Raw genomic sequence first — 16,134 nt, 5'->3', positions numbered from 1 at the left:
AAGATTTCCAAGCTGTTCGCCGCGATGGTACTGGCCGGGGTAGCCAGCCATTCGTTTGCCGCCGATACCATCAAGATCGGCATCGCCGGCCCCAAGACCGGCCCTGTGACCCAGTACGGCGACATGCAGTTCATCGGCGCCAAGCAAGCCATCAAGGATATCAACGCCGCTGGTGGCGTCGATGGCAAAATGCTTGAAGCCAAGGAATACGACGACGCTTGCGACCCCAAACAGGCCGTGGCAGTCGCCAACAAGGTGGTCAACGACGGCGTCAAGTTCGTCATCGGCCACCTGTGCTCCAGCTCCACCCAGCCGGCATCGGACATCTACGAAGACGAAGGCGTGATCATGATCACCCCGGCCGCCACTTCGCCGGAAATCACTGCCCGTGGCTACAAGCTGATCTTCCGCACCATCGGCCTGGACAGCGCTCAGGGCCCGGCGGCCGGCAACTACATCGCCGACTTCGTCAAACCGAAAGTGGTGGCGGTACTGCACGACAAGCAGCAGTACGGTGAAGGCATCGCCACCGCGGTCAAGCAGACCCTGGAGAAAAAAGGCACCAAGGTCGCCGTGTTCGAGGGCCTGAACGCCGGTGACAAGGACTTCTCCTCGATCATCCAGAAGCTCAAGCAGAACAACGTTGACTTCGTCTACTACGGTGGCTACCACCCAGAGCTGGGCCTGATCCTGCGCCAGGCTCAGGAAAAAGGCCTGAAAGCCAAGTTCATGGGCCCGGAAGGCGTGGGCAACGACTCCATCTCGCAGATCGCCCAGAACGCCTCCGAAGGCCTGCTGGTCACCCTGCCGAAGTCGTTCGACGCCGACCCTGCGAACAAGAAGATCGTCGACGCCATCAAGGCTGACGGCAAGGACCCAAGCGGCCCGTTCGTATTCCCTGCCTACTCGGCTGTGGAACTGATCGCCCAAGGCATCAAGGCCGCCAAGTCCGAAGACACCGACAAGGTGGCCGAGGCCATCCACGCCGGCACCTTCAAAACCCCGACCGGCGAGCTGTCCTACGACGCCAAAGGCGACCTGAAAGACTTCAAGTTCGTGGTCTACGAATGGCACTTCGGCAAGCCGAAGACCGAAGTCTCCCCTCAGTAACTGCGTGACTAATAGCTGACCTAGAAGCCCACTGTGCGAGCAGTGGGCTTTGTTTTACGAGGTTCATGGGCCTGGCCCCCGCGATCCGGGGGCGGGCTCACCTGAAAATCTTAAAACCGTCACCCGCGGTTTCCTGGCCTTACCCTCGCCAGCGAAATGCAAATCAGGTTTTTAGGAGCGCTGTAATGCCTGAGATCTACCATTTCTTCCAACAACTGGTTAATGGATTGACCATCGGCAGCACCTATGCCTTGATCGCCATCGGTTACACGATGGTGTACGGCATCATCGGCATGATCAACTTCGCCCACGGCGAGGTGTACATGATCGGTTCCTATGTGGCCTTCATCGCCCTGGCGGGCCTGGCCATGATGGGCATCCACTCGCTGCCCATCCTGATGACCGTTGCCTTCGTCGCGACGATCTTCGTCACCAGTGCCTACGGTTACAGCATCGAACGGGTTGCCTACCGCCCCCTGCGCAACAGCAACCGCCTGATCCCGCTGATTTCCGCCATCGGTATGTCGATCTTCCTGCAGAACACGGTCTTGCTGTCGCAAGATTCCAAGGACAAGTCCATCCCCAACCTGATCCCCGGCAGCTTCTCGTTCGGGCCAGGTGGCGCGGAGGAGGTACTGATCAGCTACATGCAGATCCTGGTGTTCGTGGTCACCCTGGTGGCCATGACCCTGCTCACACTGTTCATCTCCCGTTCCCGCCTGGGTCGCGCCTGCCGCGCCTGCGCCGAGGACATCAAGATGGCCAACCTGCTGGGCATCAACACCAACAACATCATCGCCCTCACCTTCGTCATCGGTGCCGCCCTGGCAGCCGTGGCGGCCGTGCTGCTGAGCATGCAGTACGGGGTGATCAACCCCAACGCCGGTTTCCTGGTGGGCCTGAAGGCCTTCACGGCGGCGGTACTGGGTGGCATCGGCAGCATCCCGGGCGCCATGCTCGGCGGGCTGGTGCTGGGCGTGGCCGAAGCGTTCGGCGCCGATATCTTCGGTGACCAGTACAAGGACGTCGTGGCATTCGGCTTGTTGGTTCTTGTCCTGCTATTCCGGCCGACCGGCATCCTGGGCCGCCCGGAGGTTGAAAAAGTATGAACAGAAATCTCAAACAGGCGTTCTTCAGCGCCTTGCTGGTCTGGGCCGTGGCCTTCCCGGTGCTGGGCCTGAAACTGAGCATCGACGGCATCAGCCTGGTGGTGCACAGCCAAGGCACGTTCACCATCAGCATCATTGCCGTGTGTTCGCTACTGATGTTCCTGCGGGTACTGTTCGACCGGCAGTGGAGTGCGGTGATGGGCCGCCGCTCGGACCGCAAACTGATCCCACCGGCAGTCAGCAACTACCTGACCCTGCCGAAAACCCAGCGCTACGTGATCATGGGCCTGATCGTCGCCGCATTGGTGTGGCCGTTCTTCGGTTCACGCGGCGCGGTCGACATTGCCACGCTGATCCTGATCTACGTGTTGCTAGGCCTGGGCCTGAACATCGTGGTTGGCCTGGCGGGCCTGCTCGACCTGGGTTACGTGGGTTTCTACGCCGTCGGCGCCTACAGCTACGCCATGCTGTCGCATTACCTGGGGTGGAGCTTCTGGGTATGCCTGCCGATCGCCGGCCTGATGGCCGCCACCTTCGGCTTCCTGCTCGGCTTCCCGGTGCTGCGCCTGCGCGGCGACTACCTGGCGATCGTGACGCTCGGCTTCGGCGAGATCATCCGCCTGTTCCTGCGTAACCTCACCGACTGGACCGGCGGCCCCAACGGCATCAGCAACATCCCCAAGCCGGAGTTCTTCGGCCTGACCTTCGAACGCCGTGCCGCCGAGGGCATGCAGACCTTCCATGAGTTCTTCGGCTTGCCGTACAACTCGATCAACAAGGTCATCTTCCTCTACCTGGTGGCCCTGCTGCTGGCCCTGCTGGCACTGTTCGTCATCAACCGCCTGCTGCGCATGCCGATCGGCCGCGCCTGGGAAGCCCTGCGCGAAGACGAGATCGCCTGCCGTGCACTGGGCCTCAACCCGACGGTGATCAAGCTGTCGGCGTTCACCCTGGGCGCCTGCTTCGCCGGTTTCGCCGGCAGCTTCTTCGCTGCCCGCCAAGGCCTGGTGACGCCCGAGTCGTTCACCTTCATCGAGTCGGCGATCATCCTCGCCATCGTCGTGCTCGGCGGCATGGGCTCACAACTGGGCGTGATCCTCGCGGCCATCGTGATGATCCTGCTGCCAGAGCTGATGCGAGAGTTCAGCGAATACCGGATGCTGATGTTCGGTGCGCTGATGGTGTTGATGATGATCTGGCGTCCGCAAGGCCTGCTGCCTATGCAACGTCCACACATGGAGCTGCGTCGATGAGCCGCGAAATTCTGCAAGTCAGCGGCCTGAGCATGCGCTTCGGCGGCTTGTTGGCGGTCAACGGCGTGGGCCTGACCGTCAAGGAAAAACAGGTGGTGGCACTGATCGGGCCGAACGGCGCCGGCAAGACCACGGTGTTCAACTGCCTGACCGGCTTCTACAAGCCCAGCGGCGGTACCATCCTGCTCGATGGCCAGCCCATCCAGGGCCTGGCCGGGCACCAGATCGCCCGTAAAGGCGTGGTTCGCACCTTCCAGAACGTGCGCTTGTTCAAGGAAATGACCGCGCTGGAAAACCTGCTGATCGCCCAGCACCGTCACCTCAACACCAACTTCTTCGCCGGCCTGTTCAAGACCCCGGGCTTCCGCCGCAGCGAAAAGGAGGCCATGGAGCGCGCGCAGTACTGGCTGGAAAAGGTCAACCTGACCGAGTTCGCCAACCGTACCGCCGGCACCCTCGCCTACGGCCAGCAGCGCCGCCTGGAAATCGCCCGCTGCATGATGACCCAGCCGCGCATCATCATGCTCGACGAGCCGGCAGCTGGCCTGAACCCCAAGGAAACCGAAGACCTCAAGGCCCTCATCGGCTACCTGCGTGAGTCGCACAACGTCACCGTGCTGCTGATCGAGCACGACATGAAGCTGGTGATGAGCATTTCCGACCATATCGTGGTGATCAACCAGGGCACCCCCCTGGCCCACGGCACGCCCGAGGAGATCCGCGACAACCCTGATGTGATCAAAGCCTACCTGGGGGAAGCGTAAATGCTGAAGTTCGAGAACGTTTCCACCTTCTACGGCAAGATCCAGGCACTGCACAGCGTCAACGTGGAGATCAACCAAGGGGAGATCGTCACCCTGATCGGTGCCAACGGGGCCGGCAAGTCGACCCTGCTGATGACCCTGTGCGGCTCACCCCAGGCGCACAGCGGCAGCATCAAGTACCTGGGTGAAGAACTGGTCGGCCAGCCGTCCTCGCACATCATGCGCAAGAGCATTGCGGTGGTACCGGAAGGCCGCCGCGTGTTCGCCCGCCTGACCGTCGAGGAGAACCTGGCGATGGGTGGTTTCTTCACCGACAAAGGCGACTACCAGGCGCAACTGGACAAAGTCCTGCAGTTGTTCCCGCGCCTGAAGGAGCGCTACGCCCAGCGTGGCGGCACCATGTCGGGTGGCGAGCAGCAGATGCTCGCCATTGGCCGTGCGCTGATGAGCAAGCCCAAGCTCCTGCTGCTCGACGAACCCTCGCTGGGCCTGGCGCCAATCATCATCCAGCAGATCTTCGACATCATCGAACAGTTGCGCCGTGACGGCGTAACGGTGTTCCTGGTGGAACAGAACGCCAACCAGGCGCTGAAGATTGCCGACCGGGCATACGTGCTGGAAAACGGCCGGGTGGTGATGCAAGGTACCGGGGAAGCCTTGTTGACCGACCCGAAGGTGCGCGACGCGTATCTGGGTGGTTGATTGGGGAAAGGGCCTTCACAGGCCCTTTTTTCTGCCTGCAAGGAACGTGTTGTCTGCATCGCCCCCCGTCGCCGGCAAGCCAGCGCCTGCAAGCCACCCGCAATCCTCAGGGCAGTGGGCGCCTGTGCGAGCAACCCTTGACTTGAGATCCACCGCCAGCCTGCGTAACGTGGCCAGCTTTCACGGCAAAGATCCCGGAGCCCGCCCCATGCGCCTGACCCCCACCCTGCTGCTCACCGCCCTGCTGCCCCTGTTCGCCGGCTGCCAACTGATGGCTGACGCCCCCAGCGACCCGAACATCGGTACCACGCGCATGCAGGGCGAACTGCGCGCTGCCGGTGGCCAGCTGCTGTTCAAGCCTTGCAGCGAAAACCGTACCTTCGTGATCAATGACGTTGGCGCCACCGGCATCCTGCAAGAAGCCGCCAACCTGGCCAAGGGTGCCAATGACAAGCTGTTCGCCGATGTGCGCGGCCGCCTCACCGGCAGCAAACAGGCCAATAGCGACGGCCAGCTGGAAGTGCGTCGCCTGTACCGCCTGGAACCGTCCACCCGCGCCTGCGAAGACCCCAATTTCAGGCAACTGACCCTGCGCGCCAGCGGCCACGAGCCGGGCTGGGACGTCAAGGCCAGTGGCAAGGGCATGGTGCTCAACCGCGTGGGTCAAGCGCCCCTGCCCCTGCCATTCCTTGAAGAAGAAGTCCCCGGTGGCGGCCTGACCCTGACCAGCGAAGCCAACGGTCAGCATGTGGAACTGTGGGTCGCACCACAACGCTGCGTAGACAGCGCCACTGGGGCCGTTGACCACCTGCGTGCCGAATTGCGCATCGACGGCAAGACCTTGCAAGGCTGCGGCTACTACGGCGGCGCACGCGACAACTGATCACCGGGCGCTTTTATCCTGCCAGTCAAGGCGGCTAACAGCTTATACTTGGCGGTTTGTGTAAAGCCGCCGGCCGCCCATGGCCGGGATACTGGACCCTGCCATGCTACGAATCACCGAACTGAAGCTGCCCCTGGACCACCCCGACGAAGCGCTGCGTGACGCCATCGTCCAGCGCCTGGGCATCCGCGACGAGCAACTGCTCAGCTTCAACCTGTTCAAGCGCAGCTACGATGCGCGCAAGAAGAACAGCGAGCTGCTGTTCATCTACACCATCGACCTGCAAGCCAGCAACGAAGCCGAGCTGCTTGCCAAGTTCGCCGATGATCGCAACATCGGCCCTGCCCCCGACGTGACCTACAAGTTCGTTGGCCAGGCCCCGGCCGGCCTGCAGGAACGCCCGATCGTGGTCGGCTTTGGCCCGTGCGGCATTTTTGCCGGCCTGCTGCTGGCGCAGATGGGCTTCAAGCCGATCATCCTCGAACGCGGCAAGGAAGTGCGCCAGCGCACCAAGGACACTTGGGGCCTGTGGCGCAAGAGCGTGCTCAACCCCGAGTCCAATGTGCAGTTCGGCGAAGGCGGCGCCGGCACCTTCTCGGACGGCAAGCTGTACAGCCAGATCAAGGACCCGCAGCACCACGGCCGCAAAGTGCTGGAAGAGTTCGTCAAGGCCGGTGCGCCCGACGAGATCCTGTACATCAACAAGCCGCACATCGGCACCTTCCGCCTGACCGGCATGGTCGAGCAGATGCGTCAGGACATGATCGCCCTCGGGGCCGAAGTGCGCTTCCAGGAAAAGGTCACCGACCTGCTGATCGAAGATGGCCAGTTGACCGGCGTGGTGCTGGAAAGCGGCGAGCAACTGCACTCGCGCCATGTGGTTCTGGCCCTGGGCCACAGTGCCCGCGACACCTTCCGCATGCTGCATGCCAAAGGCGTGTACATGGAAGCCAAGCCATTCTCGGTGGGCTTTCGCATCGAGCACCCGCAAACGCTCATCGACAAGGCGCGCCTGGGCAAATACGCCGGTCACCCGAAACTGGGGGCTGCCGACTACAAACTGGTGTACCACGCCAGTAACGGCCGTTCGGTATACAGCTTCTGCATGTGCCCGGGCGGCACCGTGGTCGCCGCAACCAGCGAACCGGGCCGGGTAGTCACCAACGGCATGAGCCAGTACTCGCGTAACGAGCGCAACGCCAACTCCGGCATCGTCGTCGGTATCGACCCCGAACGCGACTACCCAGGCAGCCCGCTGGCCGGTATCGAATTGCAGGAGCGCCTGGAGGCCCATGCCTACGTGATGGGGGGCAGCAACTACCAGGCGCCGGCACAGCTGGTGGGTGACTTCGTTGCGGGGCGGCCGTCGACCGCGCTGGGCAGTGTCGAGCCATCCTACAAGCCGGGCGTGACCCTGGGCGATCTGGCACCAAGCCTACCGGCGTTCGCCATCGAGGCGATCCGCGAGGCACTGCCGGCATTCGACCGGCAGATCAAGGGCTACAACCTGCCTGATGCGGTGTTGACCGGGATCGAAACACGGACCTCGTCGCCGCTGCGCATCACCCGGGGCGAGGACTATCAGAGCCTGAACCTCAAGGGGCTGTTCCCAGCCGGCGAAGGCGCAGGTTATGCCGGTGGCATCCTGTCGGCAGGGGTCGACGGCATTCGCATTGCCGAAGCGGTAGCGCGGGACATGCTGGGCCTTTGACGGGGGTCAGCCTGAAGCATAAAAAAACCCCGGCTGGCAGTCGCCAGTCGGGGTTTTGTTTGGCTGCGCTACGCTCAGTGCGAAACGCGGCTGGTGCCGTCAACAGTCATGATGCGCACACGGTCGCCCACACGGAAGATTTCGTTTTCCTGCACGGCCTGGACATAGGCACGCATGCTGCCGTCGTCTTCACGCACAGTGATCTCGACACCCTGGGTACGGGTCAGGCCTTCTTCGGCAGCGGAACCCGCCAGGCCACCGGCAACGGCACCGATGACTGCGGCAACGATGCTGCCACGGCCACCGCCGACGGCGCTGCCCGCCACACCACCGACAATGGCGCCTGCGCCGCCACCGATCGGGGTCTTGGTACCCTCGATCTTGACCGGGCGCAGGGATTCGATAGTGCCCATCCGTACGGTTTGCACGCGGCGGGCCTCATCACGGGAGTAGCTATCGCCGGTCAGGCTCGAGGCACAACCCCCTAGCAGCAGCGACATGGTGGTAAAGGTTGCCACCAGCAAAGCGGATTTACGCATGGGTAAAATCTCCATAAGTCAGGTGCTTATTAGACGCTGCACATTGACGGCTGTCACGGTACAAACGCAATAAAGTTGTTTTCATTCAGCCGGGGTACAGCCAGTGCGGCTGTGCCATGGCGCTTCAATTGAGACCAAGGATAGCCATGGATTACTTCATCGTCGTGGTGGCCACCGTTGCGGGGCTTTATTTCCACGGGTGGCTGTACGTGCGCATGCGCCGCTGGATGGACCGCGACCTGGCGTTGTCGCTGGCAGGGGCTGATCCGCACAAACGCGCGTTCATGCTGCAGAGGCTGGAGCAGGCGCGGCTGGCGAAGATGAAGCGCAGGGAACTGGCAGGCTGGCTGCAACGGGAGGCGGTGGAGTATTCAAGGTCACGTTGAAAGACCGACCATGCCCTGATCCCACCTGTGGGAGCCCGGCTTGCCGGCGATGGGCCGCAAGGCCATGCCCTGTCGCGGTGTCGCGACACGGCATGGCAAGCCCCGGAAAATCTCAGGGCGCCAACCGCTCCCGCAGCCACTGCCCATCGACCCGCCGGTAGTTGAGGCGGTCATGCAAACGGCTCGCCCGTCCCTGCCAGAACTCGACCCGCTCAGGCAGCAAGCGATAGCCACCCCAATGTTCCGGGCAATGTGGCTGCGTATCGGAGAACCGCGCTTCGGTGGCCTTCACCAGACCCTCCAGCTCTTCACGCCCGGCAATCACGCGGCTCTGCGGTGATGCCCAGGCCCCTAGGCGGCTGCCCAGTGGGCGCACCTGGTAATAGTCGTCCGACTCCTTGGCCGACACCTTCACCACCCGCCCCTCGATACGCACCTGGCGCTCCAGCGCCGGCCAGAAAAAGGTCATGGCTGCAAACGGGTTGGCCTGCAGGTGCTGGCCTTTGGCACTGTCGTAATTGGTGAAAAAGGTGAAACCCTGCTCATCGAGCCCCTTGAGCAACAGTACCCGGCAATGCGGACGGCCCTCGCCGTCCACCGTGGCCAAGGTCATGGCGTTGGCTTCCACCGGCGCCTGCTCGGTTTTGACCGCGTCGGCGAACCACTGGTGAAACAGGGCGAACGGCTCGCCCGGCGCCTGGGCTTCTGCCAGGCCATCACGGGTGTAGTCGCGGCGCATATCGGCCAGGGATTGGGTCATTGCTGCGTTCCTTGACGATCAGTTGGTCTTCGCAGGGCTATTGGCAGCTACTTTCTTGTCGGTGGTAGCTTTCTTGGCGACAGGCTTGGCTGGCGCGGCTTTTTTCTTGGCCGTGGTTTTGGCAGGCGCCTTGGCCTTGGCCACGGGCTTTTTCGCTGCGGGCTTGGCAGCCGGCTTGCTGGTGGCCGGCTTGGCGGCAGGCGCCTTGGCATCCTGCACGGCCACCATTGCAGCCGGCGCCGGTGCCGGAGCAGCCTGTTGGTACTTGGCCAGCAGCGCGACCATGGTGTTTTGCGGGGTCAGCAGCATTTCCACGCGGCGGTTGAGGGCACGGCCCTCGGGGCTGTCATTGGCAGCACGCGGCATTACCGAACCCATACCCTTGAGGGTCAGGCGATCACGCTGCAGGCCGCTGAGGCGGAAAATGGCCGAAACCGACGCAGCGCGTTCCAGGCTGAGCTTCTGGTTGGCAGCAGCGGCACCGCTGGTGTCGGCATGGCCCAATACCAGTACGGCAGTCTTGGGGTCGCCTTCAACCGTTTTGGCAACCCGGGTGATCGGGCCAAGCGACATGGGCAGCAGCATGTTCGGGCGGTCTGGGTTGTACGAGCTGTCCACCGGCAGGGTCACGGCCAACACGTTGTCGCGGCGCTCCAGTTCCAGCTTGCTGTCCTTGATGGCTTCGCGCAGCTTTGGCTCGTACTCGTCCAGCCAGGCCTGGGTCGCCTGCTGGTCGATTTTAGGCACCACAGGGCCCTTGGCTTGCTGGTCGTCACCGCCGAACGGCCACCACCAGCGGCTGGTGCTTTCCGACTTGGCATCGGCCTTGGCCACATTGTCTGTGACGGCTGCCTTCACTTCCTGCTCGGCGACCTTGTCCGAACCGAAAGGCCACCAGCTGGAACCACCTTCCTTGGAGCCCTCCGGGGAGTGGCTGGCGCAACCGGTAACGGCGGTCAGACACAGGGCGAGTGCTAAGGTTTTATGTGAAGACATCAGCGATACACCATGAAATAGAAAGATATTTTGCCTAGGCACTTCAGGCGTTGGCATTGAGGATAGTCAAAGGGCGAAAGCAATACCCGCATTACCCGATCAAAGGCAACCGGCAAGCACACGGACCAGTGTTTGCGCCCGCGGGTCCATGAGCACATAAGGGCCGAGGGTATTGACCACGAAGCCGAACGCCACATCATGCTCCGGGTCGGCGAACCCCACAGAACCCCCGGCCCCAGGGTGGCCAAAGGCGCGGGGCCCCAGGCCGAAGGTGGCGTTGGCCACCTCCGGCTGATCGAGCATGCAGCCCAGACCGAAGCGGGTCTGGGTGAGCAAGGTGCGGTCCTGGCCAAGGCTGTGTTCGCGGGTCAGTTCATCGAGCAACTCGGACTCGAGCAGGCTGCCGTCCAGCAACCCGGCATAAAACCCCGCCAGGCTGCGTGCGTTGCCGTGGCCGTTGGCCGCCGGCTGCTGCATGCGCCGCCATTCCGGCTTGTTGGTGCTGGTCAGGATCGCCGGGGGGTTGGTAAAGGCACGGGTGGACAAGGCCTCGGGCTCGCGCAGTGTCACCTGCAGCAAGCGCTGCGCCGCGGCGTCGCCGGGGTTGCCTTTGCCGCGGGCAATATGCGCCACGCGGTGAAACGCTTCGTCGGCCAGGCCAACATGAAAATCCAGCCCTAGCGGGCGAGCGGTACGCGCCACGATCGAGTCACCCGGGGCCCGGCCGTCGGCCCGGCGAATCAGTTCGCCGATCAGCCAGCCGTAGGTGATGGCGGCATACCCGTGTTCCGTGCCAGGCGCCCACCACGGCGTTTCGGCCGCCAGGGCATCGACCATGACCTGCCAGTCATACAAGGCTTCGGCCGGCAGCAGCGCGCGTAGGGCGGGCAAACCCGCACGGTGGCTGAGCAGTTGGCGCAGGGTGATCGCTTGCTTACCGGCCTGGGCAAACTCGGGCCAGTAGTTGGCCACTGGTGCATCGAGTGCCAGCTTGCCCTCGCCGACCAGCTGCAGTGCGGTCACCGCGGTGAAGGTCTTGGTACAGGAAAACAGGTTGGCGATGGTGTCGCTGTGCCACGCCTGCTGGCCGTCCTTGTCTGCACTGCCGGCCCACAGGTCGACCACGGTTTCGCCCCCCACCTGGATGCACAGCGCGGCGCCACGCTCCTGGGGATCATCGAACAGCGCGGCAAAAGCCTCGCGCACGGCTTCGAACTTCAGCTCATAGTGACCCTGGATCTGCACCCGCTGCTCTCCGTGTGACGATAGTCAAAAAGGTCTGCATTGTTTCAGTAGTTGGGCGTTTTGCAAACTGGCTTGAGCCCGGCGGTCGCGATGCCCAGCGCACCGCACCCGCCTGTAATCATGGCGCCGGTTTCTTCTCCAGGCCGGTGCGCAGCTGCGCCATGGCCTGGGCGTTGGCCTTGCGCACGGCATCGATAAAACCGGGGTACGGCACATCGGTGATCGCCACCAGCCCCAAGTGGCCGTTCTCGCCATCGAGCAGGCGACCGCTGGCCGGCTGGTCGAGGTACTGGAACCAGTGCGCGCCCACGATCATGGGTTGTTGCAAGGCGGCAGTGAGGAAATTGGCATAGGCCGGGCCGCGGTCTCCTTCTCGCGCCAGCTCCAGTGGCCCCGGCCAGAACGGGCCGCGATCACGCGAACCGAACTGGAATTCAGACACCAGCACCGGCTTGTCCAGCTCGGCCAGGCGGGCGAAATCGTAGCCGTCCTGCGGCTTGAGCGTATAAAAGTTGAAACTGAGTACATCGCAGAACTCGGCGCAGGCGTTGACCGCCTCTGGCGTACTCACGGCATAACGGCCCCCCAGCAACAGGTGGTTGGGCGCATGCCATTTCAAGGCATCGGAAATGGTCTTGAAGTAGGTTTCGGCGAACACCTGCTGGAAGTGCTGGTAGTCCCGCTCGATTTCCGGGTGCTCCGGGCTGGGCAACGGTGCCTCGAAGCCTGGATCCTCCATCAGTTCCCAGGCGTTCAGCTCGATGCCCCAGGCCTTGGACAACCCCTCCTGGTTGCGGTACTTGTCACGCAACTGCTTGAGGAAGGCGCGCTTGGCAGGCACGTCGGTGGTCAGGCGCAATGTGCCGTAGGCCAGGCCATAACGGGCCTTGGGCTCGCTACCCGGTGCGGCCCAGGCCAGCTCGTTATCGGCAAAGTAGCCGATCAGCCAGGGATCGTCACGGTGATCACGGGCAGCAATGGCCACGGCGCGTTCGGTGGCCATGGCAAAGCGCGGGTCGAACGGGTCGGGCATGCGGCCCCACCAGTCCATGCCGGTGCTGATGCTGGCGTAATCGCCAACGATCGACAGCGGCAGGGTGTAGGGCATGCGCCTGGCCTGGCCGAGGGCAGGCTCGCTCCAGTTGCCCAGCGTGTTGAAACCCCAGGCCTGCAAACGGTCGAGCGCATGCGCCTGCCAACGGCCAGTGTCCACTACCAGCGGTGGGCAAGCGGCCGGCTGCCCTGCCGCCGCCGGCAGGCAGGGCTTGCCATAGGCCCGCTGCAGGTTGGCTGCATAGAAGTCGAACCAGCGCCCTTTCTTGAAATTGCGCCCCTGCGAGGACGCATTGCCGTCGTCGTTGTTGCCTTCACCGTAGAACGCTGCCAGGGCGTCGCCCTCTCCCGGCAGTGCCTTGAACATGGCCTCACGCCCGGCGGTGTAGGTACGCCCGCCGTCGGCTGCCACGGCATTGACACCCAGCGAATAGAAGGGGTGGCCATCAGGGGTAATCAGGTACCAGCGGCCATCACGCTTTTCGGTACGGAAAAAACCCTCGGCAGCAAAGGCCGGCCCCGCCAGCAGGCCGCCATAGGCATCCAACTGCTGCTTGCCGCGCTCGGCCAGCCAAGCCTTGAGTTGCTGCTGTTCACGGTTGGCGGCTGCCTTGAGCTGTTCGTCGTTGGCCACCTTTTCCGGCCAGCTGCCACGCGTGGACTGCCCATAGGCATCGATCAGTTCACGGTACGCCGCCTGGTAGGCCTGGTCGTCATCCTGAATGCCCACCCGTTCGATCAGCAGGTTCTGGGCGACCTTGGGGTCGGGAATGCTCAAGCTGACCGAAGCCACCTGTTTGAGGTCTACAGCGCCGGCGCTGCTGGTCAGCAGCAGCCGCTGGCCGCCGTGCAGCCAGGGCATGGGGGGGCCTGCGCGCATGCCCTGGCTCAACGGCGAACTGGCGGTCAACGGCACCATCACGGTTTGCGCCGGGCCGGCCGGCAAATCGATACGGCTGGTCAAGGTGCGCCCATCGCTGCCTTGCACCGTGACATCCACGGTCAGCGCCCAGTCCATGGCACTTTGCAGGCGCAAGGTAAGGAACTTGCCGCTGGACCAGTCCCACACACCACTTCGCGGGCTCAGGCGCAAGGTCGGCCGCTGCGCCGGGTTGAACACCACACGCCGCAGCACCTCGCCTTCGGCCGTCTGCTCTGCGTTGTACTGCGGCATACCGGCATCCTCGGTCGCCACGTTGACCACCGAGGCCGGGCGCACGAAGCTGAACAGCGTCTGCTGCCCGGCCCATACGGACGAGCTGAACAACAGGGCGAAAACAGCGGGCAGGGTACGGCGGACCATAAGGCTGGGGCTCTCCTTCAGGGCCGTCATGGCCCAGGACTGAGTAATGGACAGCGCGCCGAAGCAAGTGCTCCGGCGATCAGGAAATCTCCCGCCGGAACGGCGGCAGCGCATTGAGAATAGCCTTGCCATAGCGCTGGGTGACCAGGCGCCGGTCAAGCAAGGTGATGATGCCGCGGTCCTGTTCGGTACGCAGCAACCGACCGCAGGCCTGGATCAGCTTGAGCGAGGCGTCGGGCACGGCGATTTCCATGAACGGGTTACCGCCGCGGGCCTCGATCCATTCGGCCAGGGCGGCTTCGACCGGGTCGTCGGGCACCGAGAACGGAATCTTGGCGATGACCACGTGCTCGCAATAGGCCCCCGGCAGGTCGACCCCTTCGGCAAAGCTGGCCAGGCCGAACAGCACGCTGTGCTGGCCATCGTCGACCCGGGCCTTGTGCTTGTTGAGGGTTTCCTGCTTGGACAGGTTGCCCTGGATCAGCACCAGTTTGCGCCAGTCCCGGTCCAGGCCGTCGAACACATCCTGCATTTGCTTGCGTGACGAGAACAGCACCAGCGCACCCCGGGCCCCTTCGACGATACCCGGCAGCTCACGGATGATCGCCGCCGTATGCGCGGTAGCGTCGCGCGGGTCGGCTTGCAGGTCGGGCACCCGCAGCAGGCCGGCATCGCCATGCACGAACGGGCTGGGCACCACACAGGTGACGGCATCGCGCGGTAACCCCGAGCGCATGCGGAAGCGGTCGAACTTGCCCAGCGCGGTCAGTGTGGCCGAGGTCACCAGCGCGCCATGGGCCACGCTCCACAGGCTGCGGCGCAACATTTCGGCAGCGAGGATGGGGCTGGCGTTGACTTCGATATCGAACAAGGCCCCGCTTTCAGCCAGGGTGAGCCAGCGCGCCATCGGCGGGCTGTCTTCCGGGTCTTCGGCGGTAAAGGCCGTCCACAGCTCCCAGTTGCCCTGGGCACGGGTGACGAGGCTGCCGAACAGTGGGTACCACTCTTCGGCCTGGTGGCTGGCGATACCGATGCTGACCTCGCCGTCCATGCCCTCCTTGAGCAGGTCGGCCAGCCGCGTGAAGAGATCGTTGAGCCGGGCAAAGCCCTTTTTCAGCTCGATGCCGACCTCACGGATCTGCTCCGGTACCACGCCACCCTCGAAGCGGTAACGCGGCCGTTCGCGGCCTTCGGTGTCCTCGCTCGGGCGGAAGTCGGCCACCTGTTCGCACAGGGTGAACATGAACTGCTGTTGGGTGCGGACTTCCCGCGCCAGCTCCGGCACCTGCTCGATGTATTTGCCCAGGTCCCCCGGCAGCGGGTGCTGGGCCAGCAGTTTGGTCAGGTTCTTGGCAGTCTGCTCCAGCCAGTCGGCGGTGGAGCGAAGCCGCGAGTAATGGGCGAAATGGCCGATGGCCTTGTCTGGCAGGTGGTGGCCTTCGTCGAATACATACAGGGTATCGCGCGGATCGGGCAATACCGCGCCGCCGCCCAGGGCCAGGTCGGCCAGTACCATGTCGTGGTTGGTGACGATCACATCGACCTTGCCCATCCCCTCACGGGCCTTGTAGAACACGCACTGCTGGAAGTTCGGGCAGTGGCGACCGGTGCACTGGCCGTGATCGGTGGTCAGCCGGGCCCAGTCCTGGTCCTCCAGGGCCTCGGGCCAGCTGTCACGGTCCCCGTCCCAGCGGTTGCCGGCAAGCTTTTCGATCATGCTGTTGAACAGCTTCTGGCTGCGCTCATCGACTTCGATGTGGAAGCCTTCTTCTTCGAACAGCTGGGCAGTGGCCGACTGGGCATGGCCTTCCTGCAGCAGGATGTCGAGTTTCGACAGGCACAGATAGCGGCCACGGCCCTTGGCCAGGGCGAAGCTGAAGTTCAGCCCGCTGCTGCGCATCAGGTCGGGCAGGTCCTTGATGACGATCTGCTCCTGCAGGGCCACGGTCGCGGTGGCGATCACCAGGCGTTTGCCGGCGGCCTTGGCGGCCGGGATCGCGGCCAACGCATAGGCGACCGTCTTACCGGTACCGGTGCCCGCCTCCACCGCCACCACGGCAGGCTCGCCGGCACGGCGGCCTTCATCGTCGCAGGGAATGTCGCCAAGCACCTTGGCCACTTCGGCGATCATCAGGCGTTGGCCATAGCGCGGCTTGAGGCTCTTGGCTTCGAGAAAACGCGTATAGGCGCCCTGGATGGTGGCTTTGAGTTCGTTGCTGATCATGGTCTGCAGGCGCCCGTAGGGCTGGATATATTTTCAGTGTTTCGCATGGGGCGGCTATCATACCCCGCTATTGCCTATTGTGCCGCATGGAGATCC

Annotated in this window: 14 protein-coding genes; 8 read left to right on the top strand and 6 right to left on the bottom strand. The window is 63.6% G+C overall.

Annotation, left to right across the window (positions count from 1 at the left end; genetic code table 11):
* The 7 genes from APH30_RS11405 to APH30_RS11375 form a co-directional block, all read left to right on the top strand.
* Positions 1-1,110 (top strand): branched-chain amino acid ABC transporter substrate-binding protein (locus tag APH30_RS11405; RefSeq protein WP_156326437.1); only part of this gene is annotated, 1,110 nt, incomplete at its 5' end.
* A gap of 185 nt (positions 1,111-1,295) precedes the next feature.
* Positions 1,296-2,219 carry a high-affinity branched-chain amino acid ABC transporter permease LivH gene (gene livH, locus APH30_RS11400; protein WP_008097482.1) on the top strand — a complete coding sequence of 308 codons (924 nt, stop codon included), beginning with the start codon at positions 1,296-1,298 and terminating at the stop codon, positions 2,217-2,219.
* Positions 2,216-3,472 (top strand): high-affinity branched-chain amino acid ABC transporter permease LivM, encoded by a 1,257-nt coding sequence (locus tag APH30_RS11395; RefSeq protein ID WP_009684618.1) that lies wholly within the window; start codon positions 2,216-2,218, stop codon positions 3,470-3,472. Before livH ends, APH30_RS11395 begins: the two co-directional genes overlap by 4 nt.
* Complete coding sequence (gene livG / locus APH30_RS11390; RefSeq protein ID WP_009684617.1) at positions 3,469-4,236, top strand: high-affinity branched-chain amino acid ABC transporter ATP-binding protein LivG; 768 nt, start codon at positions 3,469-3,471, stop codon at positions 4,234-4,236. Before APH30_RS11395 ends, livG begins: the two co-directional genes overlap by 4 nt.
* Positions 4,237-4,938, top strand: coding sequence for an ABC transporter ATP-binding protein (locus APH30_RS11385; RefSeq protein WP_029887511.1), 702 nt, complete (start codon positions 4,237-4,239; stop codon positions 4,936-4,938). It abuts the gene before it with no gap.
* Positions 4,939-5,146: 208 nt separating this feature from the next.
* Positions 5,147-5,821 (top strand): COG3650 family protein, encoded by a 675-nt coding sequence (locus APH30_RS11380; protein ID WP_009684615.1) that lies wholly within the window; start codon positions 5,147-5,149, stop codon positions 5,819-5,821.
* 103 nt (positions 5,822-5,924) lie between these two features.
* Complete coding sequence (locus APH30_RS11375) at positions 5,925-7,532, top strand: NAD(P)/FAD-dependent oxidoreductase (RefSeq protein WP_009684614.1); 1,608 nt, start codon at positions 5,925-5,927, stop codon at positions 7,530-7,532.
* Between the two features lie 74 nt (positions 7,533-7,606).
* Here the strand turns inward: APH30_RS11375 and APH30_RS11370 are convergent, their stop codons facing one another.
* The gene (locus APH30_RS11370) at positions 7,607-8,071 is read right to left on the bottom strand and encodes a glycine zipper 2TM domain-containing protein (RefSeq protein WP_009684613.1); all 465 of its coding nucleotides are present in this window, start codon (positions 8,069-8,071) and stop codon (positions 7,607-7,609) included.
* A 146-nt stretch (positions 8,072-8,217) separates the two neighbouring features.
* Between APH30_RS11370 and APH30_RS11365 the strand changes: the two genes are divergently transcribed.
* Positions 8,218-8,457: a hypothetical protein gene (locus APH30_RS11365; RefSeq protein WP_054912591.1), complete on the top strand. Its 240-nt coding sequence runs from the start codon at positions 8,218-8,220 to the stop codon at positions 8,455-8,457.
* 112 nt (positions 8,458-8,569) lie between these two features.
* On the opposite strand, the gene pdxH is transcribed toward APH30_RS11365, so the two are convergent.
* The 5 genes from pdxH to dinG all read right to left on the bottom strand — a co-directional run bounded on the left by pdxH (position 8,570) and on the right by dinG (position 16,038).
* Positions 8,570-9,217 carry a pyridoxamine 5'-phosphate oxidase gene (pdxH, locus tag APH30_RS11360; protein ID WP_009684611.1) on the bottom strand — a complete coding sequence of 216 codons (648 nt, stop codon included), beginning with the start codon at positions 9,215-9,217 and terminating at the stop codon, positions 8,570-8,572.
* A gap of 18 nt (positions 9,218-9,235) precedes the next feature.
* Positions 9,236-10,213, bottom strand: coding sequence for an OmpA family protein (locus APH30_RS11355; protein ID WP_054904080.1), 978 nt, complete (start codon positions 10,211-10,213; stop codon positions 9,236-9,238).
* Positions 10,214-10,312: 99 nt separating this feature from the next.
* On the bottom strand, positions 10,313-11,458 hold the full coding sequence (locus tag APH30_RS11350; protein WP_054912590.1) for a serine hydrolase domain-containing protein: 1,146 nt from the start codon (positions 11,456-11,458) through the stop codon (positions 10,313-10,315).
* Between the two features lie 118 nt (positions 11,459-11,576).
* Entirely contained in the window at positions 11,577-13,814 is a 2,238-nt protein-coding gene (locus tag APH30_RS11345; protein ID WP_054912589.1) for a beta-galactosidase, read from the bottom strand.
* A 79-nt stretch (positions 13,815-13,893) separates the two neighbouring features.
* Positions 13,894-16,038, bottom strand: coding sequence for an ATP-dependent DNA helicase DinG (gene dinG / locus APH30_RS11340; RefSeq protein WP_054912588.1), 2,145 nt, complete (start codon positions 16,036-16,038; stop codon positions 13,894-13,896).
* Between the last annotated feature and the right edge of the window lie 96 nt (positions 16,039-16,134).

The organism is Pseudomonas sp. NBRC 111127 (assembly GCF_001320345.1).
In the GTDB taxonomy this organism is placed as follows: Bacteria; Pseudomonadota; Gammaproteobacteria; order Pseudomonadales; family Pseudomonadaceae; genus Aquipseudomonas; species Aquipseudomonas juntendi.
The sequence above is the reverse complement of the archived record's forward strand: the minus strand, read 5'-3'. Positions and strand labels throughout refer to the sequence as shown.